We start from the raw sequence: 22559 nt of genomic DNA, 5'->3' as shown, positions 1-22559 counted from the left end.
AAGCCCTCAAATTCCTGTGCTGGCTCAGGCTGCAGCCGAATCGCGGCGCTGACGGCCACCACGATCACCACTGCCGCCCGTCTCGCCTTCGGCCATTCTCTTGTCCTGGGCCATCGGATCGTGCTCGAGGATCTCGCCCTTGAAGATCCAGACCTTGACGCCGCACGTGCCGAAGGTTGTGAACGCGGTCGCAACGCCGTAGTCGATGTCGGCGCGCAGCGTGTGCAGCGGCACGCGACCTTCGCGGTACCACTCCATGCGCGCGATTTCCGCACCGCCAAGGCGTCCCGAGCAGTTGATGCGGATGCCTTCCGCGCCGAGACGCATTGCCGATTGCACGGCGCGCTTCATGGCGCGGCGGAACGCCACGCGGCGCTCGAGCTGCTGCGCAATCGACTCGGCCACCAGCGTCGCGTCGAGCTCCGGCTTGCGGATCTCGACGATGTTGATGACGACGTCGGACGAGGTAATGTCCGCGACCTTCTTGCGCAGCTTGTCGATGTCGGCGCCCTTCTTGCCGATCACCACGCCCGGACGGGCCGAGTGGATGGTGACGCGACACTTCTTGTGCGGACGCTCGATCACGATGCGGGCGACGGCGGCCTGCTTGAGTTCCTTGTGCAGGATCTCGCGGATCTTGACGTCCTCGTGCAGCAGCTTGCCGTATTCCTGCTTGCCGGCGAACCAGCGAGAATCCCAGGTCCGGTTGATGCCGAGACGCAGACCGATCGGATTGATCTTTTGACCCATCGTGTTCTCCTGCGCCTTTAAGCGGCTGCTGCTTCGGCTTCGACCTGACGAACGATGATCGTCAGTTGCGAAAATGGTTTGTAGACACGGCCCGAGCGGCCACGGCCGCGGGCGGCGAAGCGCTTCATCACGAGGCCATTGCCGACGAAAGCCTGCGCCACGACGAGATCATCGACGTCGAGGTCGTGATTGTTCTCGGCATTGGCGATAGCCGATTCCAGGCACTTCTTCACATCGACCGCGATCCGCTTGCGCGAAAACTGCAGGTCAGCGAGCGCGGCAGACGCCTTCCGGCCGCGAATGAGCTGGGCGACCAGGTTGAGCTTCTGCGGGCTTACCCGCAGCATCCGGGCGACCGCCTTGGCCTCGTTGTCGGCGAGGCTCCGTTCGCGCTTAGGTTTGCTCATCGTTTAATCCTCAAGCCTTCTTGGCTTTCTTGTCGCCGGAGTGGCCATGGAAGGTCCGGGTCGGCGAGAACTCGCCGAACTTGTGACCGACCATTTCCTCGTTGACGGCCACCGGCACGTGCTTCTGACCGTTGTAGACGCCGAAGGTCAGGCCGACGAACTGCGGCAGGATCGTCGAGCGACGGCTCCAGATCTTGATGACGTCGTGACGGCCGGACGCGCGCGCGGCATCTGCCTTCTTGAGCAGAGAACCCTCGACGAACGGGCCTTTCCAGACTGAACGAACCATGTCCGGCGTTCCTTACTTCTTCCGCTTGTGGCGGCTTAGGAGGATGAATTTGTTGGTCGACTTGTTGGTGCGGGTCTTCTTGCCCTTGGTCGGCTTGCCCCACGGAGTGACCGGGTGGCGACCGCCCGAGGTACGACCTTCACCACCGCCGTGCGGATGGTCGATCGGGTTCATCGCGACACCGCGGTTGTGCGGCCGACGGCCCATCCAACGCTTGCGGCCGGCCTTGCCGATCGAGGTGTTCATGTGATCCGGGTTCGACACGGCGCCGATCGTGCCGCGGCAACGGCCGTGCACGAGGCGCTGCTCGCCCGAGTTCAGGCGGATGATGACGTAGTCTTGGTCGCGACCGACGAGCTGGGCGTAGGTGCCCGCGGAACGGGCGAGCTGGCCGCCCTTGCCGATCTTGACCTCGATGTTGTGGATGATCGTGCCGACCGGCATGTTGCCGAGAGGCATGACGTTGCCCGGCTTCACGTCGACATAGTTGCCGGCGACGATGGTGTCGCCAACGGCCAGGCGTTGCGGCGCCAGGATGTAGGCCTGCTCGCCGTCCTGATACTTGATCAGGGCGATGAATCCGGTGCGGTTCGGATCGTATTCGAGCCGCTCGACCGTCGCGGGCACGTCGATCTTCTCGCGCTTGAAGTCGACGGTGCGCAGCGTCTGCTTGTGACCGCCGCCGCGGAAGCGCACGGTGATGCGGCCGGTGTTGTTGCGACCGCCCGAGGACTTCTTGCCCTCGGTCAGCGCCTTCAGCGGCTTGCCCTTGTAAAGGGCCGAACGATCGACCATGACCAGCTGGCGCTGGCCCGGCGTCGTGGGATTGAATGTCTTCAGTGCCATCGTCGTACGACCTTACAGACCGGTGGTGACGTCGATCCGGTGACCCTCTTCGAGGGTCACGATCGCGCGCTTGGTGTTCGACTGCGAGCCGAGATTGCCGCGGAAGACCTTGGTCTTGCCCTTGCGGACCAGCGTGTTGACGCTCTTGACCTTGACGTCGAACAGCTTCTCGATCGCTTCCTTGATCTGCGGCTTGGTCGCCTTCGCGGCCACCTTGAACAGCACCTTGTTGTGCTCCGAGGCGATCGTCGCCTTTTCGGTCACGACCGGCGACAGGATCACGTCGTAGTGGCGAGGCTCAATGTTCTTCGTCATTTGAAGCGCGCCTCCAGCGCATCGATGGCGGCCTTGGTCAGAACGAGCTTCTGACGGCGCAGGATGTCATAGACGTTGATGCCCTGGATCGGCAGCACGTCCATGTTCGGGATGTTACGCGCGGCCGCGGCAAATCCGTTGTTGAGCTCGGCACCATCGATGATCAGCGCGTTGGTGAGTCCCAGGCCCGAGAAGTGACCGAGCAGCGCCTTGGTCTTGGCGGCTTCCAGCGCGGCCTTCTCGATCACGACGAGATCGCCGTCCTTGGCCTTGGCCGAGAGCGCATGCTTCAACGCGAGCGCGCGGACCTTCTTCGGCAGGTCGGTGGCGTGCGAGCGCACCACCGGGCCGAAGGCACGGCCGCCGCCACGGAACTGCGGCACGCGGGCCGAGCCGTGACGAGCACCGCCGGTGCCCTTCTGCTTGTACATCTTCTTGCCGGTGCGCCAGATCTCGGCGCGGCCCTTGGCCTTGTGCGTGCCGGCCTGGCGCTTGTTGAGCTGCCACTGCACGCAGCGCGCGATGATGTCCTCGCGCGGCTCGAGGCCGAAAATGGCGTCGGAAAGCTGGACCGAGCCGGCTTCCTTACCTTCGAGGGTCGTGACCTTCAATTCCATCTCACGCCTCCTGCGCAGCCGGGGCGACTTCCGCTTCGCCAGCAACCTTGAACTTGCCGGGCTTCGGAGCTTCCTTCGGCAGCGGCTTCTTGACGGCGTCGCGCACGCGGATCCAGCCGCCCTTGGAGCCGGGAACGGCGCCTTCGACGAGGATCAGGCCGCGCTCGACATCGGTCTGGACGACACGAAGATTGAGCGTGGTGATGCGATCGACACCCATGTGGCCGGGCATCTTCTTGTTCTTCCAGGTCTTGCCGGGGTCCTGACGGCCACCGGTCGAACCGATCGAGCGGTGCGAGATCGACACACCGTGCGTGGCGCGCAGACCGCCGAAGTTCCAGCGCTTCATACCGCCGGCAAAACCCTTACCGACGGAGGTGCCGGTCACGTCGACGAACTGGCCGACGACGAAGTGATCGGCCTGGATCTCGGCGCCGACCGGGATCATGGCATCCGCGGTGACGCGGAATTCCTCGACCCGGCGCTTCGGCTCGACCTTGGCGACGGCGAACTGACCGCGCTCGGCCTTGGGCATGTAAACGGTCTTGCGGCTGCCAGAACCGAGCTGGAGCGCGACGTAACCGTTCTTCTCTTCGGTGCGGTGGCCTACGACCTGGCAATTGCCGAGCTTCAGCACGGTCACGGGGATATGTTCGCCGGCCTCCGTGAAGACCCGCGTCATCCCGACCTTTTGTGCGATCACTCCGGAGCGCATCGGCTTGCTTCCTGTTCTTTCTGTCCGCTTGACGCGAACGGGATCCAAAATCTTAGAGCTTGATCTCGACGTCGACACCGGCGGCAAGGTCGAGCTTCATCAAAGCATCGACGGTCTGCGGGGTCGGATCGACGATGTCGAGCAGGCGCTTGTGAGTGCGCATCTCGAACTGTTCGCGGCTCTTCTTGTCGACGTGGGGCGAACGGTTGACGGTGAACTTCTCGATGCGGGTGGGCAGCGGAATGGGTCCGCGGACCTGCGCGCCGGTGCGCTTCGCCGTGTTCACGATCTCACGGGTCGACGTATCGAGGATACGATGGTCGAACGCCTTGAGACGGATACGAATGTTTTGGCCGTTCATTGCCGTGCTTTCTTTGAGTAGAGTGGCGAGTAGCGAGTAGCGAAATAGAACTCCCTATTCGCCACTCACCATTCCCTATTCGCTTGTTTACTCGATGATCGAGGCGACGACGCCGGCACCGACGGTGCGGCCGCCTTCGCGGATCGCGAAGCGGAGCTTCTCTTCCATCGCGATCGGCACGATCAGGTGCACTTCCATCGCGATGTTGTCGCCCGGCATCACCATCTCGGTGCCTTCCGGCAGGTGCACGACACCGGTCACGTCGGTGGTGCGGAAGTAGAACTGCGGACGGTAGTTGGTGAAGAACGGGGTGTGGCGACCGCCCTCTTCCTTGGTGAGGATGTAGGCCTCTGCCTTGAACTTGGTGTGCGGCTTGACCGAACCGGGCTTGGCCAGAACCTGGCCGCGCTCGACGTCCTCGCGCTTGGTGCCGCGGAGCAGCGCGCCGATGTTGTCGCCGGCCTGGCCCTGATCGAGCAGCTTGCGGAACATTTCGACGCCGGTGACGGTGGTCTTCTGGGTCGCGCGCAGACCGACGATCTCGATTTCCTCGCCGACCTTGACGACGCCGCGCTCGACACGGCCGGTCACGACGGTGCCGCGGCCCGAGATCGAGAACACGTCTTCAACCGGCATCAGGAACGGCTGGTCGATCGGACGCTCCGGCTGCGGGATGTACTCGTCGACGTTGCGCATCAGCTCGAGGATGGCGTCGTGGCCGAGCTTCTTGTCGGAATCTTCGAGAGCGGCCAGTGCCGAACCCTTGATGATCGGAATCTTGTCGCCGGGGAATTCGTACTTCGAGAGCAGCTCACGGACTTCGAGTTCGACGAGCTCGAGCAGCTCCGGATCGTCAACCATGTCGCACTTGTTGAGGAACACGACGAGCGCGGGCACGCCGACCTGACGGGCGAGCAGGATGTGCTCGCGGGTCTGCGGCATCGGGCCGTCAGCGGCCGACACGACCAGGATCGCACCGTCCATCTGGGCGGCGCCGGTGATCATGTTCTTGACGTAGTCGGCGTGGCCGGGGCAGTCGACATGGGCGTAGTGGCGGTTCTTCGTCTCATACTCGACGTGGGCGGTCGAGATGGTGATACCGCGCGCCTTCTCTTCCGGCGCCTTGTCGATCTGGTCGTACGCGGTGAACGTCGCGCCGCCGGTCTCGGCGAGGATCTTGGTGATCGCCGCGGTCAGCGACGTCTTGCCATGGTCGACGTGACCGATGGTGCCGATGTTGCAGTGCGGCTTGTTACGTTCAAACTTTGCTTTGGCCATTTGACTCTCCGTTCAATCGTCAGCTTGAGACCGACGACAATCAGGCAAACTTCTTCTGGACTTCTGCCGACACGTTGGCCGGCGCTTCTGCGTAGTGGTCGAACTGCATGGTGAAGGTCGCGCGACCCTGGCTCATCGAGCGCAGATTGTTCACGTAACCGAACATGTTCATGAGCGGCACCATCGCATTGATGACGTTGGCGTTGCCGCGCATGTCCTGACCCTGGATCTGACCGCGCCGGGAGTTCAGGTCGCCGATGACCGAGCCGGTGTAGTCTTCCGGGGTCACCACTTCGACCTTCATGATCGGCTCGAGCAGGACGGACTTGCCCATCTGGAGCGCTTCGCGGAAGCAGGCGCGCGAGGCGATTTCGAAGGCGAGCGCCGACGAGTCGACGTCGTGATACTTGCCGTCGACGAGCGTCACCTTGACGTCGACCACGGGGAAGCCAGCGACCACGCCGGACGACAGCACGCTCTCCAGGCCCTTCTCGACGCCGGGGATGTATTCCTTCGGCACCGCGCCGCCGACGACCTTCGATTCGAACTCGAAGCCCTTGCCGGGCTCGTTCGGCTCGACGATGAACGACACGGCCGCGAACTGGCCGGTACCGCCGGTCTGCTTCTTGTGGGTGTAGCTGTGCTCCACCCGCTTGGTGATGCGCTCACGGAACGCCACCTGCGGCGCACCGATGTTGGCGTCGACCTTGTAGGTGCGCTTGAGGATGTCGACCTTGATGTCGAGATGAAGTTCGCCCATGCCCTTGAGGATGGTTTGGCCGGACTCGTGGTCGGTCGACACGCGGAAGGACGGATCCTCCGCGGCGAGCTTGGCCAGCGCCACGCCCAGCTTCTCCTGGTCGGCCTTGGACTTCGGCTCGATCGCGATCTCGATGACCGGCTCGGGGAATTCCATCTTCTCCAGAATCACCTGCTTGTCGGGATCGCACAGCGTGTCGCCGGTGCGCGCTTCCTTCAGGCCGGCCAGCGCGACGATGTCGCCGGCATAGGCTTCCTTGATGTCCTCGCGGTTGTTCGCATGCATCAACAGCATGCGCCCGATGCGCTCCTTCTTCTCGCGGGTCGAGTTCACGACGCCGGTGCCGCTCTGTAGAACGCCGGAGTAGATGCGGCAGAAGGTGATGGTGCCGACGAACGGGTCGTCCATGATCTTGAACGCGAGCAGCGCCAACGGCTCCTTGTCGTCCGCCTTGCGCACGACTTCGTTGCCCTTGTCGTCGGTGCCCTTGATCGCGGGCACGTCGAGCGGCGACGGCAGATAGTCGACGACGGCGTCGAGCAGCGGCTGCACGCCCTTGTTCTTGAAGGCCGAGCCGCACAGCACGGGATAGAACGCGCCGGTCAGCACCGCCTTGCGGATCAGCCGCTTCAACGTCGCCTCGTCCGGCTCCTTGCCGTCGAGATAAGCGGCCATGGCGTCGTCGTCGAGCTCGACGGCGGCTTCCACCATCTTCTCGCGGTATTCCTTGGCCTGATCGACGAGCTCTTCCGGAATATCGACATAGTCGAACTTCGCGCCGAGCGATTCATCGTTCCAGACGACGCCCCTCATCTTCACGAGGTCGACGAGACCCTTGAAGTTGTTCTCGGCACCGATCGGAAGCTGAATCGCGACGGGCTTGGCGCCGAGGCGATCGACGATGTCAGCCAGGCACTTGAAGAAGTCCGCACCGATCTTGTCCATCTTGTTGGCGAAGACGATGCGCGGAACCTTGTACTTGTCGCCCTGGCGCCAGACCGTCTCGGTCTGGGGCTCGACGCCCTGGTTCGAGTCGAGCACGCAGACGGCGCCGTCGAGCACGCGCAAGCTGCGCTCAACTTCGATGGTGAAGTCGACGTGGCCGGGCGTGTCGATGATGTTCAGGCGCTTGCCGTTCCAGAACGCGGTGGTCGCAGCCGAGGTGATCGTGATGCCACGCTCCTGCTCCTGCTCCATCCAGTCCATCGTCGCGGCACCTTCGTGCACTTCGCCGATCTTGTGGCTCTTGCCGGTGTAATAGAGGATGCGCTCGGTCGTCGTCGTCTTGCCGGCGTCGATATGCGCCATGATACCGAAATTACGGTAGTCCTCGATGGCATGTTGGCGGGGCATGGGTGTTCCTTGCGAGTCCGTTGGTTTCGCCGTTACCAGCGATAGTGCGAGAAGGCGCGGTTGGCTTCCGCCATGCGGTGCACGTCTTCGCGCTTCTTGACGGCGTTCCCCCGGTTGTTCGATGCGTCCAAAAGCTCCGCCGAGAGCCGCTCGGTCATCGTCTTCTCGTTGCGCTCGCGCGCGGCCGCGATCAGCCAGCGAATGCCGAGAGCCTGCCGGCGGGTCGAGCGAACCTCGACCGGAACCTGGTAGGTCGCGCCGCCGACGCGGCGGGAACGCACTTCGATCGTCGGCATGACGTTCTCGAGCGCCTGCTCGAACACGCCGAGCGGGTTCTGCTTGGTCTTGGTTTCGATGATACCGAACGCACCGTAGACGATGCCCTCGGCGACCGACTTCTTGCCGGCATACATCACCGAGTTCATGAACTTCGTGACGATGATGTTCCCGAACTTCGGATCGGGAAGGACTTCACGCTTTTCAGCAGAATGGCGACGAGACATGGACGAGGTTCCCGCTTACTTCGGACGCTTGGCGCCGTACTTCGAACGACGCTGCTTACGGTTCTTGACGCCCTGGGTATCCAGAACGCCGCGGAGGATGTGGTAGCGCACGCCGGGCAAGTCCTTGACGCGGCCGCCGCGGATCATGACCACCGAGTGCTCCTGGAGGTTATGACCTTCGCCGGGGATGTAGCCGATCACCTCGAAGCCGTTGGTCAGGCGCACCTTGGCGACCTTACGAAGCGCCGAGTTCGGCTTCTTCGGGGTCGTGGTGTAGACGCGGGTGCAAACACCACGCTTTTGCGGCGACTGCTGCAGCGCCGGCACCTTCTTGCGCGACTTCTGCACTTCCCGCGGTTGAGCGATCAGCTGGTTGATCGTCGGCATCCTGGCCTTACCCTTTGTTCTGCCGCGGCCCCTTTCGGGTCCGCTGTCTTGCCGCGGCCCGTTGCCGGGACCGCAAATTCTTTCGAGCTACCGGCCCGACGGAGCCGCCTTGCGCAGATCAATCCGCACAAAGCGAAATTGCGCCAACCGCTCCATCACCGAGCGGAAAGCGCTTCGACGCCACAGAGGACCGCAGTATTGGACCGGTCAGCACAATGCCGTGGCCCGCGCACTGAGGTCATGCATCCGAGTTCGATCTCATGAGAACGTGCTCAAGAGAACTAAAATCGCACTGGCATTGCCTAGCTATGATCGACAGCGTTTGAGCGGCATTCGTCGAGGTTGGTGCCCGCCTTAGCGATCCCCTGAGGGATCAAACGGGTGGCCCGTTCCGACGCTGGCGATGCTCACCGCCTGTCGTTAAGTGAGGCGCTTTCTATAAGTGAGAATCGATCAAGTCAAGGTGAAACGACAGTCACAAAGCGCTTCAGGCGCCTGCAGAAACAGCCTCTTGGCCACCTCACTGCCCCTGCCTCACATGGGAATGAAGCGCTCGATTTGCTAGGTCCGAAGACAATTATACCCGGACTAAATGTAGCTTTATTACCAAAGTGAGCGTGTTTTCCAGCCCACACCCCAATCCGCTGGCTCGTGGCAGGCTTTCCAGTCTTCCGTGGCGCGCCACGATGCCCAGTCTCGCCTGGATTTTCGGCTAGCGTTGGTCGATCCCCGATGGGCCGGCGCGCCCAATCCAAGGGCCGAAAATCTGCGGCTTCGCGTCGGCCGAACGCCACGCATCAGGGAATCAGCGACTCGGTGCCGGGGTCCGCGTTCTGGGCGAGGAGACATGGATCGCGCACGGCGATTGCTTTGCAGCCGAACGACCCCGGTCACTCCTCCTCGTCGTCCTCATCATCATCGAGGTCTTCATCCTCGTCAACATCGTCGCTGTCGCCGTCGGCGTGAGCCACCGCGCCATGGGGCTGGTGGACCTGATCGTTCCACAGCTTGCGATAGGTGCCGTTGCTGGCGAGCAGCTCGGCATGGGAGCCGCGCTCAATCGCCTTGCCCCCTGATATCACGATGATCTCGTCCATCTCGACCACCGAGGTCAGGCGGTGGGTCGACCAGATCATGGTGCGGCCCTTGGCGACCTTCAGCAGCGTGCGGTTGATCGCGGCTTCCGTGGTCTGGTCGAGCGCCGAGGTGGCTTCGTCCAGCAGCAGCACCGACGGATTGCGGATGATCGCGCGCGCGATCGCGATGCGCTGGCGCTGGCCGCCCGAAAGCGTATCGCCGCGCTCGCCCACCGGGGTGTCGTATCGCTGCGGCAGGCCCATGATGTAGCGGTGGATCTCGGCCTTTTTGGCCGCCTCCTCCACCTCTTCATCGGTCGCACCCTCCTTGCCGAGCCGGATGTTCTCGCGGATCGACATGTTGAACAGCATGTTCTCCTGAAACACTACCGCCATGCTCCGGCGCAGCGAATCCAGCGTCACCTTGCGGACGTCGACGCCGTCGATGGTGAGGCGGCCTTCGTCGGGCACGTAGAGCCGCAGGATCAGATTGAGCAGCGTGCTCTTGCCGGAGCCGGAGGGACCGACGATGGCAATGCGCTTGCCGGCATTGAGCTTAAGGCTGAGATTGTCCAGCACCGGCGTCTGGCTGCCTTCGTATTGGAACGTCACACGGTCGAAGGTGATGTCGTGGGTGATGCGTGGCAGGTCGGGCGCGCCAGGGCGATCGGCGCCGCGCGTCGGTTCGTCCAGCAATTCCTGGATGTGCCGGATCGCGGCGGCCGAGGAGATCGACACCGGAATGAAATGCATCACATGGGCGATGTTGTAGGAGACCTCCCAGAACGCGCTCTCGAAGGTGACGAAGGTGCCGATGGTGATCTGGCCCTTGGTCGCCAGATATGCGCCGATCGCGAGCACGACCAGGTGCAGGAGCAGCACCGAGATGGTGACCGTCCGCTCCACCATGGTCGACAGGAACGCGGCGGAGGCGATCTTGTTGCGCGTCTCGTCGTTGCGGAAGGTGAAGAAGCCGAACATCTTGCGCTGCAGGCTGAACGCCTTGATCACGGCCTGGGCCGCCACGTTCTCCTGCACCATGCCGAGCAGCGCACTCTCGTTGAGCTTCTGCTCGTAATTGGCCTGCACTGCCTTCGGAGTGAGGATGCGCGGACCGATCAGCGTGATCGGGAACACCAGCAGCGCGACCGCCGCGAGCTGCCAGTTCAGGAACACCATCAGGATGATGCCGGCGATCAGCTCCAGGAACGGCAGCGCTGCGCTATTGGCAAAGGTCTTGACCGAACCTTCGAAGGCCGAGAGATCGACGGAAAAGCGCGACAGGATCTCGCCGCGCCGGGTGCGGCCGAAATAGGCCGCCGGCAGATCCTGGACGTGCTCGAACAGGCGTTTGCGCACGTCGGAAATGATGCAGGCAGCGAGCCGCGCGTCCCAGCGCTCGTACCAGACCGCGACGATCGAGGTGAAGATGCCGGCGACCGCGAGCACGCCGAGGATCTTGTAGAGGGCCTGGAAGTCCTCCTCGCCGAGCGCGTCGTCGATGAGGTACTTCAGGCTGAGCGGCATGATGACGTTGAACAGGGTCTCGACCAAGACGCCGAACGCCACGAATGACAGCATCCGCTTGTAGTTGGTCAGATAGGGCCTGACGAACCCGACAATGGTGGCGAGCGCACCGGCAGCCTCGCGCGCAGTAAAGACGACGAGATCCTCGTCCTCATCGTCCTCATCGAGCTCCAGCTCATGCTTCCCCTTGCCTTCGTCATCCTCATGGTCCTCGAGGTCCGGCTTGGCGCTGGAGGCGAGCCTGTCGTCGCGCTCGGCCGCCTCTTCCACGGCGGGCTTCTGTTTGTCGGGCGAGAGGGGCTTGGACGCCATGAAACCAACCGATGCTGACGGCCGGCATGACCGCAGAGAAAGCAGGAATAGCGGCAACCGCTATTGCACCGATTCTATGCGATCAAGATGAATTCGGCAAACAATTGGCAAATTCGGGGGGGCCGCGGCTTGCTAGTCGTCGTCCTCGTCCTCGACCTTGTCGAAGAAGGAATAGCGCAAGCTGTCAGCGTCGGCATACCACTGGCCCGGCCCCTTGTTGGCGGCGAGCGTGGCCTCCCAGAGCGCATCGGTGCAGTCCTTGCGGTGCATCGACAGATCGAAGCCGTTGCCGAAGAACAGTTCGGACCATTCCCACCAGGTGCCGAGCTTCTTGACCCCGCGCAGCAGGTCGTAGCGGTCGATCAGTGCCGGCGCCATGTCCGAGGTGATCGAGCCGAACACGACGCCGGTCTTGACCACACGATTCAGCTCGCGGATCGCGCGGGCCACCTGTTTCGGGGAAACGTGGCAGAGGCTGGTCTCGAACACGAAGTCGAACGCACCGTCCTTGAACGGCATGTCTGTGATCGAGCCGAGCTTGTTGAACTTCTTCAGTGCCTTCGGCGTCTTGGCATGAATGGCGCGGTTGTTCTCGATTCCCCATGCATCGATGCCGCGATCGCGCAGTGCACCGACCAGTTCGCCGCTGGCGGAGCCCGCGACCAGCAGCTTGGCGCCCCTCGGCTCGCCCCAGACGATGCCGACCAGCTTGGTGAGATAATCGGGATCGGTGAAGTGGCGCCACGCCTCGTGATAGGGACCGAGGCCGCGATAGTTCTCGAAATAATTGCGGTCGATCTTGTCGGAGCGCGGCTTGTCCTCCTGCGCGCGCTCGCGGCGCAGCCGCATCATCTCCGTCAGGATGATGTCGGTCGCCGCATCCGAGGAGTCGAGCAGACCGTTCAACGTCGAGTCGAACAGATAGTCGCCGACCACGACGATACCGGGATGCTCCTTCGGCTCGGGCCGGTGATTGGTCATCACGTCGCGCACCGGCAGACCGCCCGGCAGCGCGTTCACCGACGACAGCCAGCGGTGGATCTTGCCTTCCATAAAATGCGAACGCGCGTTGCCGAGGAATGCCGGCAGCGATTTCAGCGCCGCGTCGATCAGCTCCTGGTCCGACAGATTGGCAAAGGCCAGCGCGTCAGAGCCGGCAATGAGCCAGTTCAAGACGCCATGCTTGCCGACGTCGTGGCGCGCGCCCTCATTGTAGACGCAGCAGCCGCCGAAGGCCTCCGACATGAACCAGGCGCCGGAAATCTTCTGGCCCCAGAACGGCTCGTCGAACAGGATCGAGACGCGCAGGTAATGCGCGGGGCGGTCGAAGTATGAGACGTGCTTGACCATCGACTTGCGCAGCTGCTCGCCTTCCCAGCCGACGGTGGCGAGCCAGGAATGCGGCAGGCACATCAGCACGAGATCGAAATCGCGCGTCTCGGGCCCCCTGCCGTTCATCATCTTGAGCTGGTAGCGACCGGTCGGCGCCTTGCCGACGGTGAGCACCCGGTGGTTGAGTTGGATGTCGGCATTGACTTCCGACTGGAGGCACTCGATCAGTTGCTCGTTGCCGTTCTGGATGGAATAGAGGCCGATATAGCCGTCGACGTCCATCAGATAGTTCTTGAGCGCATTGAGGCCGTTGGTGTTGTGGCTCTCGGTCGCAATGTCCGAGCGCGCCATGACCTTGAAGAAGCGCTTTGCCGTCTCGTCCTCGACCTCCTCGTCGAGGACCTGCTCGGCGGTCTTGTAGGCCCAGGGGTTCTCGTTGTCGTGCGCGCCGACGCCCTCGTAATATTCGATCGGCGACATCACCTCGGTACAGCGCTTGCGGAATGCCTCGATCGCGGCCGCGGTCTTGGCGCCATATTTGCGGCGCATGCCCGCGACGTCGTTGAGGAGCTCGCCGCCGAACTGGACCTGCTCGGCATCCATCGGAATGGTCTGAAGCCCGAAATGCTGGATCAGTTCGCGCAGCGGATCGGGGCCGGTCATCGAGTAGTCGTAGATCTCGGCCACGCCGGCCTCGTACATCGCGGGCGCAGAATCGAATTTGCGCGTGACGATCTTGCCGCCGAGCCGATCGGATGCCTCGAAGATGGTGACGCGGCAGAGGTCGCCGAGCTTGCGCTTCAGATACCAAGCGCTCATCAGCCCGCCGGGGCCGCCGCCTACGATTGCAAGATCAAGCATGTGAGTTCCGTGGTCTCCGGCCCTGCCCCCGACACGGGACCACCGGCCTAAGCTCTCCTAGCAGAAGCGCTTTTGCGGCTGAAGGAAAGATGAACAAGAGCTGATCCCGCATCGCAATAAACATGGAAAGCAGCAAAAAGGCCGGCAAAAGCCGGCCTTTTCATTGTCCTCGGTATTCCTACGGATGAAGCATCATTCCGCCGGCGGCAGCGCCATCGGCTCCGCTTCCGGGGCGGGCGACACGACGGCCGCCTGCTTCTCGCGCTCGTCCAGGATCAGCTTGTCGCGCTTCATGGCGACTTCGCGGATCTTGGCCATGGAGGCGCCGGTGCCTGCCGGGATCAGCCGGCCGACGATGACGTTCTCCTTGAGGCCTTCGAGCGGATCGATCTTGCCGTTGACCGCCGCTTCCGTGAGGACGCGGGTGGTCTCCTGGAACGAGGCCGCCGAGAAGAACGAGCGGGTCTGGAGGCTGGCCTTGGTGATGCCGAGCAGAACCGGCGTTCCCGTGGCGGGCTTCTTGCCCTCTTCCCTGGCCTTCTCGTTCAGCGCGTCGAACTCGATCTTGTCGACCTGCTCGCCCGAGATCATGTCCGTGTCGCCCTGGTCGGTGACTTCCACCTTCTGGAGCATCTGGCGAACAATCACCTCGATGTGCTTGTCGTTGATGAGCACGCCCTGGAGCCGGTAGACCTCCTGGATCTCGTTGACCAGATAGGCCGCGAGTTCCTCGATGCCCTTGATCGCCAGAATGTCGTGCGGCGCCGGGTTGCCTTCCACGATGAAGTCGCCCTTTTCGACGACGTCGCCGTCCTGAAGGTGGATGTGCTTGCCCTTCGGGATCAGGTACTCGCGCGGCTCCTCGGTCTTGTCCATCGGCTCGATCGAGATGCGACGCTTGTTCTTGTAGTCGCGGCCGAACCGGATGGTGCCCGCGATCTCGGCGATGATCGCCGCATCCTTCGGACGCCGTGCCTCGAACAGCTCCGCCACCCGCGGCAGACCGCCGGTGATGTCGCGCGTCTTGGCGCTTTCGGTCGAGATACGGGCGAGGATGTCGCCCGGCTGAACCTTGGCTCCGATGTCGACCGAGAGAATGGCGTCGACCGACAGCATGTAGCGGGCATCGCCGCCACGGGCGAGCTTGAGCACCTTGCCGTCCTTGCCCTTGACCACGATGGCCGGACGCAGGTCCGAACCGCCGCGGGTCGAACGCCAGTCGATGACCACGCGCTTGGCGATGCCGGTGGCCTCGTCCAGCGTTTCCGAGATCGACTGCCCTTCGACCAGATCCTCGAAGCCGATGGTGCCCTCGACCTCGGTGAGGAGCGGACGGGTATAGGGATCCCACTCGACGATGCGCTGGCCGCGCTTGACGTTGTCGCCCTCGTCGACGTGCAGGCGCGAGCCGTACTGGATACGGTGCGTCGCACGCTCGGTACCGTCGGCATCGACGATCGCCACCACCATGTTGCGCACCATCGCGATCAGGTGACCTTCGCTGTTGCGGGCGATGGCCTTGTTCCTGATCATGATCTTGCCGTCGAAGTTGGCTTCGACGAAGGACTGCTCGTTGAGCTGCGCCGCACCGCCAATGTGGAAGGTGCGCATGGTGAGCTGGGTGCCCGGCTCGCCGATGGACTGCGCCGCGATGACGCCGACCGCTTCGCCGTGATTGACCGGCGTGCCGCGGGCGAGGTCGCGGCCGTAGCACTTGCCGCAGATGCCGTTGACGAGCTCGCAAGTCAGTGCCGAGCGGATCTTCACCTCCTGCACGCCACCCTGCTGGATGGCATCCAGATGGCTCTCTTCCATCAGCGTGTCGCGCTTGATGATCACCTTGCCCGAGCTGTCACGCACGTCTTCGCAGGCCGTGCGTCCGAGGATGCGCGAACCAAGCGAGGCGACCACGGTGCCGGCATCGACGATGGCACGCATCTTGATGCCGAGCTTGGTGCCGCAATCGCTCTGCGTGATGATGCAGTCCTGCGCCACGTCGACCAGACGACGGGTCAGGTAGCCGGAATTCGCGGTCTTCAACGCGGTGTCCGCGAGGCCCTTGCGGGCGCCGTGGGTCGAGTTGAAGTACTCGAGCACCGAGAGGCCTTCCTTGAAGTTCGAGATGATCGGCGTCTCGATGATCTCACCCGACGGCTTGGCCATCAGGCCGCGCATGCCGGCGAGCTGACGCATCTGGGCCGGCGAACCGCGGGCACCGGAGTGAGCCATCATGTAGATCGAGTTGATGTCGGCGTCGGCTCCGCTCGCCGTCTTCTTGGTGGCGGAGATCTCCTTCATCATCGCCTTGGCGATTTCTTCCGTGGCCTTCGACCAGGCGTCGACGACCTTGTTGTACTTCTCGCCATGAGTGATCAGGCCGTCGTTGTACTGCTGCTCGAAATCCTTCGCCAGCGTACGGGTGGTATCGACGATCTTCCACTTGCCGTGCGGCACGACCATGTCGTCCTTGCCGAACGAGATGCCGGCCTTGAACGCGTTGTAGAAGCCGAGCGCCATGATGCGGTCGCAGAAGATCACCGTCTCCTTCTGGCCGCAATGACGGTAGACCTGGTCGATCACGCCCGAGATCTCGCGCTTGGTCATCAGCTTGTTGATGATCTCGTACGAGATCCGCGGATTCTTCGGCAGCAGATTGCCCAGCATCACGCGGCCGGCGGTGGTCTCGATCCAGCGCCTGGAGACCTTGCCGGTCTCGTCCATGCCTTCCCACCGGTACTTGATCTTGGTGTGGAGGTGGATGACCTTCGCGTGTAGCGCGTGCTCGAGCTCGGCCATGTCGCCGAAGACCTTGCCCTCGCCGGGCAGGCCTTCGCGCATGATCGAGACGTAGTACAGACCCAGCACGATGTCCTGCGACGGCACGATGATCGGCTGGCCGTTCGCCGGATGCAGGATGTTGTTGGTCGACATCATCAGCACGCGCGCTTCCAGCTGCGCTTCGAGCGACAGCGGAACGTGCACGGCCATCTGGTCGCCGTCGAAGTCGGCGTTGAACGCGGAGCAGACCAGCGGGTGCAACTGGATCGCCTTGCCCTCGATCAGCACGGGCTCGAACGCCTGGATGCCGAGGCGGTGCAGCGTCGGTGCGCGGTTGAGCAGCACCGGATGCTCGCGGATCACCTCGTCCAGGATGTCCCAGACCTCGGGCCGCTCCTTCTCGACCAGCTTCTTGGCCTGCTTCACGGTGGTGGACAGACCCTTGGCGTCAAGCCGCGAATAGATGAACGGCTTGAACAGCTCGAGCGCCATCTTCTTCGGCAGGCCGCACTGATGCAGACGCAGCTCGGGACCGACCACGATCACCGAACGACCCGAATAGTCGACGCGCTTACCGAGCAGGTTCTGACGGAAGCGGCCCTGCTTGCCCTTGAGCATGTCGGCGAGCGACTTCAGCGGGCGCTTGTTGGCACCGGTGATGACGCGGCCGCGGCGGCCGTTGTCGAACAGCGCATCGACCGCTTCCTGAAGCATGCGCTTCTCGTTGCGGATGATGATGTCGGGCGCGCGCAGCTCCATCAGCCGCTTCAAGCGGTTGTTGCGGTTGATGACGCGGCGGTAGAGGTCGTTGAGGTCCGAGGTCGCAAAGCGGCCGCCGTCCAGCGGCACCAGCGGACGCAGGTCCGGCGGGATCACCGGGACCACGGTCATGATCATCCATTCCGGCTTGTTGCCGGAGTGGCGGAACGCTTCCACGATCTTCAGGCGCTTGGCCAGCTTCTTGTGCTTGATGTCGGAGTCGGTCTCCTGCATCTCGAGGCGCAACGAGGCCTCGAGCTTCTCGAGGTCCATGCCCTTGAGCAGCTCGCGGATCGCTTCCGCGCCGATCATGGCGGTGAAGGAATCCTGGCCGTACTCGTCCTGCGCCTTCAGATACTCGTCTTCCGACAAGAGCTGACGGTCCTTCAGCGCGGTGAGGCCCGGCTCCAGCACGACGTAATATTCGAAGTAGAGGATCCGCTCGAGATCCTTCAGCGTCATGTCCAGCAGGAGGCCGATGCGCGAGGGCAGCGACTTCAGGAACCAGATGTGGGCGACGGGGGCTGCGAGCTCGATATGGCCCATGCGCTCGCGCCGGACGCGCGACAGCGTGACCTCGACCGAGCACTTCTCGCAGATGATGCCCTTGTACTTCATGCGCTTGTACTTGCCGCACAAGCACTCGTAGTCCTTGATCGGCCCGAAGATGCGGGCGCAGAACAGGCCATCGCGCTCGGGCTTGAAGGTACGGTAGTTAATGGTCTCCGGCTTCTTGATCTCGCCGTAGGACCAGGACAGAATCTTCTCTGGAGACGCGATCGAGATCCGGATCTGGTCGAAGACCTGAGCCGGCGTCGTCGGGTTGAAGAGATTCATAATTTCTTGGTTCATCGTCTTCTCCTCGCGTGCCGGTCGCCTCCGGCCGCAAATTCGAAAATCACTTAGCGGGGCGCCCTGCCCTCAAGGCCTCAGGCGGGGCGCCAATGCCCGGCCGCGAAGGCCGGGCACGACAGGTCGAATTACTCGGCCGCTTCCGACGTCGGCGCCGGTCCCATCTTGGAGTTGTGCAGGTCGACGTTGAGGCCGAGCGAGCGCATTTCCTTGACCAGCACGTTGAACGATTCCGGAATACCGGCCTCGAACGTGTCGTCGCCGCGCACGATCGCCTCGTACACCTTGGTGCGGCCGGCGACGTCGTCCGACTTCACCGTCAGCATCTCCTGGAGCGTGTACGCCGCGCCGTAAGCCTCGAGCGCCCACACCTCCATTTCGCCGAAGCGCTGGCCGCCGAACTGCGCCTTGCCGCCCAGTGGCTGCTGGGTGACGAGCGAGTACGGACCGATCGAACGCGCGTGGATCTTGTCGTCGACGAGATGGTGCAGCTTGAGCATGTAGATGTAGCCGACCGTCACCTTGCGATCGAACGGATCGCCGGTACGGCCGTCATAGACGGTCGACTGCCCCGAAGCGTCGAGACCGGCGAGCTTAAGCATCTCCTCGATGTCGGCTTCCTTGGCGCCGTCGAACACCGGCGTCGCAATCGGCACGCCGCGGCTCAGATTGTGGCCGAGCTCGATCAGTTCGCTGTCGTTGAGCGACTTGATCGTCTCGTCCTCGCCATAGACCTTCTTCAAGGTTTCCTTCAGCGGCTTGATGTCCTGCTTCGACAGGTAAGCATCGACCGTCTGGCCGATCCGCTTGCCAAGGCCGGCACAGGCCCAGCCGAGATGGGTCTCGAGAATCTGTCCGACGTTCATGCGCGAGGGCACGCCCAGCGGATTGAGCACGATGTCGGCATGCGTGCCGTCTTCGAGGAACGGCATGTCCTCGATCGGCACGATCTTGGACACCACGCCCTTGTTGCCGTGGCGGCCGGCCATCTTGTCGCCGGGCTGGATCTTGCGCTTCACCGCGACGAAGACCTTGACCATCTTCATCACGCCGGGCGGCAATTCGTCGCCGCGCTGAAGCTTCTCGACCTTGTCGAGGAAGCGCTGTTCCAGCCCCTTCTTCGACTCGTCGTACTGCTTCCGCATGGCCTCGATCTCGGCCATCAGCTTGTCGTTCGGCGAAGCGAACAGCCACCACTGCGACTTCGGGTACTCCTCGAGCACCGCACGGGTGATCTTGGTGTCCTTCTTGAAGCCCTTCGGACCGGCGATGCCCTGCCGCCCTTCGAGCAGCTCGGCAAGACGGTTGTAGACGTTGCGGTCGAGGATCGCCTGCTCGTCGTCGCGGTCCTTGGCCAGACGCTCGATCTCTTCCCGCTCGATCGCCAGCGCACGCTCGTCCTTGTCGACGCCGTGACGGTTGAACACGCGCACTTCGACGATGGTGCCCTGCACGCCCGGAGGAACGCGCAGCGAGGTGTCGCGAACGTCGGAAGCCTTCTCGCCGAAGATGGCGCGCAGGAGCTTCTCTTCCGGCGTCATCGGGCTTTCGCCCTTGGGCGTGATCTTGCCCACCAGGATGTCGCCGGCGCGCACTTCCGCACCAATGTAGACGATACCGGCTTCGTCGAGGTTCTTCAGCGCTTCTTCCGAGACGTTCGGAATGTCGCGGGTGATTTCCTCGGGCCCGAGCTTGGTGTCGCGGGCCATCACCTCGAACTCCTCGATGTGGATCGAGGTGAAGACGTCTTCCTTCACGATCCGTTCGGAGAGCAGGATCGAGTCTTCGAAGTTGTAGCCGTTCCACGGCATGAACGCGACCAGCACGTTGCGCCCCAGAGCGAGCTCGCCGAGATCGGTCGAGGGACCGTCGGCGATGATGTCGCCCTTCTTGACGACGTCGCCGACCTTCACCAGCGGACGCTGGTTGATGCAGGTCGACTGGTTGGAGCGCTGATACTTCATCAGCCGGTAGATATCGACGCCCGACTTGGTCGGATCGAGATCTTCGGTGGCGCGGATGACGACGCGGGTCGCGTCGATCTGGTCGATCACGCCCGAACGGCGCGCCGCGATCGCGGCACCCGAGTCACGCGCAACCACGCCTTCCATGCCGGTGCCGACGAACGGCGCCTCGGCGCGAACCAGCGGCACCGCCTGACGCTGCATGTTCGAGCCCATCAGCGCGCGGTTGGCGTCGTCGTTCTCGAGGAACGGGATCAGCGCCGCGGCCACCGAAACGAGCTGCTTCGGCGACACGTCCATGTAGTCGACCTTGTCAGGCGTCACCGGCAAGACTTCGCCGGCGTGACGGCAGACCACGAGGTCTTCGGTGAAGCGGCCCTTCGGGTCGAGCGGCACGTTGGCCTGCGCGACCGTGTAGCGGCCCTCCTCCATCGCCGAGAGGTACACGACCTCGTCGGTGACTCGGCCGTCCTTGACCTTGCGGTACGGCGTCTCGACGAAGCCGTACTTGTTCACGCGCGCGAAGGTCGCGAGCGAGTTGATCAGGCCGATGTTCGGGCCTTCCGGCGTCTCGATCGGGCAGATGCGGCCGTAATGCGTCGGATGCACGTCGCGCACCTCGAAGCCGGCACGCTCGCGGGTCAGACCGCCCGGTCCGAGCGCCGACAGGCGTCGCTTGTGGGTGATCTCGCTGAGCGGGTTGGTCTGGTCCATGAACTGCGAGAGCTGCGAGGAGCCGAAGAACTCGCGCACGGCGGCGGCCGCCGGCTTGGCGTTGATCAGGTCCTGCGGCATCACCGTGTCGATGTCGACCGAGGACATGCGCTCCTTGATCGCGCGCTCCATGCGCAGGAGGCCGATGCGGTACTGGTTCTCCATGAGCTCGCCGACCGAACGCACGCGGCGGTTGCCGAGATGGTCGATGTCGTCGATCTCGCCCTTGCCGTCGCGCAAATCCACCAGCGTCTTGATGACGGAGAGGATGTCTTCCTTGCGCAGGGTACGCTGAGTATCGGGCGCATCGAGGTCGAGGCGCATGTTCATCTTGACGCGGCCGACCGCGGAGAGGTCGTACCGCTCGGCGTCGAAGAACAGCGACTGGAACATGGCCTGCGCCGATTCCAGCGTCGGCGGCTCGCCCGGACGCATCACACGGTAGATGTCGAACAGCGCGTCCTCACGCGTCATGTTCTTGTCGGCCGAGAGCGTGTTGCGAATGTAGGGGCCGACATTGACGTGGTCGATGTCGAGCAGCGGCAGCTCCTTGTAGCCCTGCTCGTTGAGCGCCTTCATCAGCTTGTCGGTGATTTCCTCGCCGGCTTCAGCGTGGATCTCGCCCGTCTTCGGATTGACGAGGTCTTCGGCGACGTAGTTGCCGACCAGTTCCTCATCGGCCATGCGCAGCGCCTTCAGCCCCTTCTCTTGGAACTGGCGGGCGGCACGGACGGTGAGCTTCTTGCCGGCCTCGAGCACGACCTTGCCGGTATCCGCGTCGATCAGATCGTTGACGGTCGAGTAGCCGCGGAAGCGATTGGCGTCGAACGGAACGCGCCAGCCTTCCTTGGTCCGCTTGTAGAGGATCTTCTTGTAGAACGTGGACAGGATCGCCTCGCCGTCGAGGCCGAGCGCGAACATCAGCGACGTCACCGGAATCTTGCGGCGACGGTCGATACGCGCATAGACGATGTCCTTGGCGTCGAACTCGATGTCGAGCCAGGAGCCGCGGTACGGGATCACGCGGGCGGCGAACAGCAGCTTGCCCGAGGAATGGGTCTTGCCCTTGTCGTGGTCGAAGAACACGCCGGGCGAACGGTGCATCTGCGAGACGATGACGCGCTCGGTGCCGTTGACGATGAAGGTGCCGTTCATCGTCATGAGCGGGATGTCGCCCATGTAGACGTCCTGCTCCTTGATGTCCTTCACCGACTTCGCGCCGGTCTCCTCGTCGATATCGAATACGATGAGGCGCAGCGTTACCTTGAGCGGAGCCGCGAAGGTCATGCCGCGCTGGCGGCACTCGTCGACGTCGTATTTCGGCTGCTCGAACTCGTAGCGGACGAATTCCAGCATCGAGGTGCCCGAGAAGTCGGAGATCGGAAACACCGAGCGGAACACCGCCTGCAGACCCTCGTCAAGACGGCCGCCCGGCGGTTCGTCGACCATCAGGAACTGGTCATACGACGCCTTCTGAACCTCGATGAGGTTCGGCATCTCGGCGACTTCCTTGATGTGTCCGAAGAACTTGCGAACGCGTTTGCGACCGGTGAATGTCTGCTGCGCCATCGTGGCCTCTCATTTCGTCGCCCGCTTGGGCGCGCCGTCCGGAACGCGGCTGCCGCCGCTCCCGGGTTGAATTTTTCGAACCCGTCTTGGGGGCCAAAAGCTCAGTTCAGGCGGGAATGTCCTGAATCTGTTCTTCAGACCTTCAAAACGCAAAACGACGCGCGGGGCGCAGAAGCGCGCCCGCCCGTCACAACGATTGTCTTCACGGACTGCAAAAGCCCGAAATAGCCTGCT

Annotated in this window: 16 protein-coding genes; all 16 read right to left on the bottom strand. The window is 63.2% G+C overall.

Annotation, left to right across the window (positions count from 1 at the left end):
• Positions 1–24: 24 nt before the first annotated feature.
• The 16 genes from rpsC to rpoB all read right to left on the bottom strand — a co-directional run bounded on the left by rpsC (position 25) and on the right by rpoB (position 22325).
• The gene (rpsC, locus tag IVA78_RS01080; RefSeq protein WP_247279364.1) at positions 25–750 is read right to left on the bottom strand and encodes a 30S ribosomal protein S3; all 726 of its coding nucleotides are present in this window, start codon (positions 748–750) and stop codon (positions 25–27) included.
• Positions 751–767: 17 nt separating this feature from the next.
• Complete coding sequence (rplV, locus tag IVA78_RS01075; protein ID WP_035729589.1) at positions 768–1157, bottom strand: 50S ribosomal protein L22; 390 nt, start codon at positions 1155–1157, stop codon at positions 768–770.
• 10 nt (positions 1158–1167) lie between these two features.
• Positions 1168–1446 (bottom strand): 30S ribosomal protein S19, encoded by a 279-nt coding sequence (gene rpsS / locus IVA78_RS01070; protein ID WP_008136357.1) that lies wholly within the window; start codon positions 1444–1446, stop codon positions 1168–1170.
• Positions 1447–1458: 12 nt separating this feature from the next.
• Complete coding sequence (gene rplB / locus IVA78_RS01065) at positions 1459–2292, bottom strand: 50S ribosomal protein L2 (RefSeq protein WP_194467932.1); 834 nt, start codon at positions 2290–2292, stop codon at positions 1459–1461.
• Between the two features lie 12 nt (positions 2293–2304).
• Entirely contained in the window at positions 2305–2607 is a 303-nt protein-coding gene (locus tag IVA78_RS01060) for a 50S ribosomal protein L23 (RefSeq protein WP_247279363.1), read from the bottom strand.
• Complete coding sequence (rplD, locus tag IVA78_RS01055; protein ID WP_018647243.1) at positions 2604–3224, bottom strand: 50S ribosomal protein L4; 621 nt, start codon at positions 3222–3224, stop codon at positions 2604–2606. Before rplD ends, IVA78_RS01060 begins: the two co-directional genes overlap by 4 nt.
• A 1-nt stretch (position 3225) precedes the next feature.
• Complete coding sequence (rplC, locus tag IVA78_RS01050; protein ID WP_247279362.1) at positions 3226–3939, bottom strand: 50S ribosomal protein L3; 714 nt, start codon at positions 3937–3939, stop codon at positions 3226–3228.
• Between the two features lie 52 nt (positions 3940–3991).
• The gene (rpsJ, locus tag IVA78_RS01045) at positions 3992–4300 is read right to left on the bottom strand and encodes a 30S ribosomal protein S10 (RefSeq protein ID WP_002712302.1); all 309 of its coding nucleotides are present in this window, start codon (positions 4298–4300) and stop codon (positions 3992–3994) included.
• Positions 4301–4387: 87 nt separating this feature from the next.
• On the bottom strand, positions 4388–5578 hold the full coding sequence (tuf, locus tag IVA78_RS01040; RefSeq protein ID WP_211406468.1) for an elongation factor Tu: 1191 nt from the start codon (positions 5576–5578) through the stop codon (positions 4388–4390).
• Between the two features lie 40 nt (positions 5579–5618).
• Positions 5619–7691, bottom strand: coding sequence for an elongation factor G (fusA, locus tag IVA78_RS01035; protein ID WP_247279361.1), 2073 nt, complete (start codon positions 7689–7691; stop codon positions 5619–5621).
• Positions 7692–7723: 32 nt separating this feature from the next.
• Positions 7724–8194: a 30S ribosomal protein S7 gene (gene rpsG, locus IVA78_RS01030; RefSeq protein WP_035709569.1), complete on the bottom strand. Its 471-nt coding sequence runs from the start codon at positions 8192–8194 to the stop codon at positions 7724–7726.
• Positions 8195–8209: 15 nt separating this feature from the next.
• The gene (gene rpsL / locus IVA78_RS01025) at positions 8210–8581 is read right to left on the bottom strand and encodes a 30S ribosomal protein S12 (RefSeq protein WP_007603006.1); all 372 of its coding nucleotides are present in this window, start codon (positions 8579–8581) and stop codon (positions 8210–8212) included.
• An 890-nt stretch (positions 8582–9471) separates the two neighbouring features.
• Positions 9472–11496, bottom strand: coding sequence for an ABC transporter ATP-binding protein (locus IVA78_RS01020; protein ID WP_247279360.1), 2025 nt, complete (start codon positions 11494–11496; stop codon positions 9472–9474).
• A 132-nt stretch (positions 11497–11628) separates the two neighbouring features.
• Positions 11629–13689 carry an FAD-dependent oxidoreductase gene (locus tag IVA78_RS01015; protein WP_247279359.1) on the bottom strand — a complete coding sequence of 687 codons (2061 nt, stop codon included), beginning with the start codon at positions 13687–13689 and terminating at the stop codon, positions 11629–11631.
• 192 nt (positions 13690–13881) lie between these two features.
• A complete protein-coding gene (gene rpoC, locus IVA78_RS01010) occupies positions 13882–18078 on the bottom strand; it encodes a DNA-directed RNA polymerase subunit beta' (RefSeq protein WP_247416824.1) in 4197 nt (1398 codons plus the stop codon).
• Between the two features lie 128 nt (positions 18079–18206).
• Positions 18207–22325 (bottom strand): DNA-directed RNA polymerase subunit beta, encoded by a 4119-nt coding sequence (gene rpoB, locus IVA78_RS01005; protein WP_247279357.1) that lies wholly within the window; start codon positions 22323–22325, stop codon positions 18207–18209.
• Between the last annotated feature and the right edge of the window lie 234 nt (positions 22326–22559).

This window comes from Bradyrhizobium sp. 137 (assembly GCF_023074095.1).
GTDB lineage: Bacteria > Pseudomonadota > Alphaproteobacteria > Rhizobiales > Xanthobacteraceae > Bradyrhizobium.
Note: the sequence above shows the minus strand (reverse complement) of the source record. Positions and strands in the feature narration are given on the sequence as shown.

Excerpts from the sequence above, each read along its gene's own strand:
- rplC (WP_247279362.1), bottom strand. The coding sequence starts at position 3,939 with ATGCGCTCCGGAGTGATCGCACAAAAGGTCGGGATGACGCGGGTCTTC.
- rpsL (WP_007603006.1), bottom strand. The coding sequence starts at position 8,581 with ATGCCGACGATCAACCAGCTGATCGCTCAACCGCGGGAAGTGCAGAAG.
- IVA78_RS01020 (WP_247279360.1), bottom strand. The coding sequence starts at position 11,496 with ATGGCGTCCAAGCCCCTCTCGCCCGACAAACAGAAGCCCGCCGTGGAA.
- rpoC (WP_247416824.1), bottom strand. The coding sequence starts at position 18,078 with ATGAACCAAGAAATTATGAATCTCTTCAACCCGACGACGCCGGCTCAG.
- fusA (WP_247279361.1), bottom strand. The coding sequence starts at position 7,691 with ATGCCCCGCCAACATGCCATCGAGGACTACCGTAATTTCGGTATCATG.
- rpsJ (WP_002712302.1), bottom strand. The coding sequence starts at position 4,300 with ATGAACGGCCAAAACATTCGTATCCGTCTCAAGGCGTTCGACCATCGT.
- rplB (WP_194467932.1), bottom strand. The coding sequence starts at position 2,292 with ATGGCACTGAAGACATTCAATCCCACGACGCCGGGCCAGCGCCAGCTG.
- IVA78_RS01060 (WP_247279363.1), bottom strand. The coding sequence starts at position 2,607 with ATGACGAAGAACATTGAGCCTCGCCACTACGACGTGATCCTGTCGCCG.
- rpoB (WP_247279357.1), bottom strand. The coding sequence starts at position 22,325 with ATGGCGCAGCAGACATTCACCGGTCGCAAACGCGTTCGCAAGTTCTTC.
- rplD (WP_018647243.1), bottom strand. The coding sequence starts at position 3,224 with ATGGAATTGAAGGTCACGACCCTCGAAGGTAAGGAAGCCGGCTCGGTC.
- rpsC (WP_247279364.1), bottom strand. The coding sequence starts at position 750 with ATGGGTCAAAAGATCAATCCGATCGGTCTGCGTCTCGGCATCAACCGG.
- IVA78_RS01015 (WP_247279359.1), bottom strand. The coding sequence starts at position 13,689 with ATGCTTGATCTTGCAATCGTAGGCGGCGGCCCCGGCGGGCTGATGAGC.
- rpsG (WP_035709569.1), bottom strand. The coding sequence starts at position 8,194 with ATGTCTCGTCGCCATTCTGCTGAAAAGCGTGAAGTCCTTCCCGATCCG.
- rpsS (WP_008136357.1), bottom strand. The coding sequence starts at position 1,446 with ATGGTTCGTTCAGTCTGGAAAGGCCCGTTCGTCGAGGGTTCTCTGCTC.
- tuf (WP_211406468.1), bottom strand. The coding sequence starts at position 5,578 with ATGGCCAAAGCAAAGTTTGAACGTAACAAGCCGCACTGCAACATCGGC.
- rplV (WP_035729589.1), bottom strand. The coding sequence starts at position 1,157 with ATGAGCAAACCTAAGCGCGAACGGAGCCTCGCCGACAACGAGGCCAAG.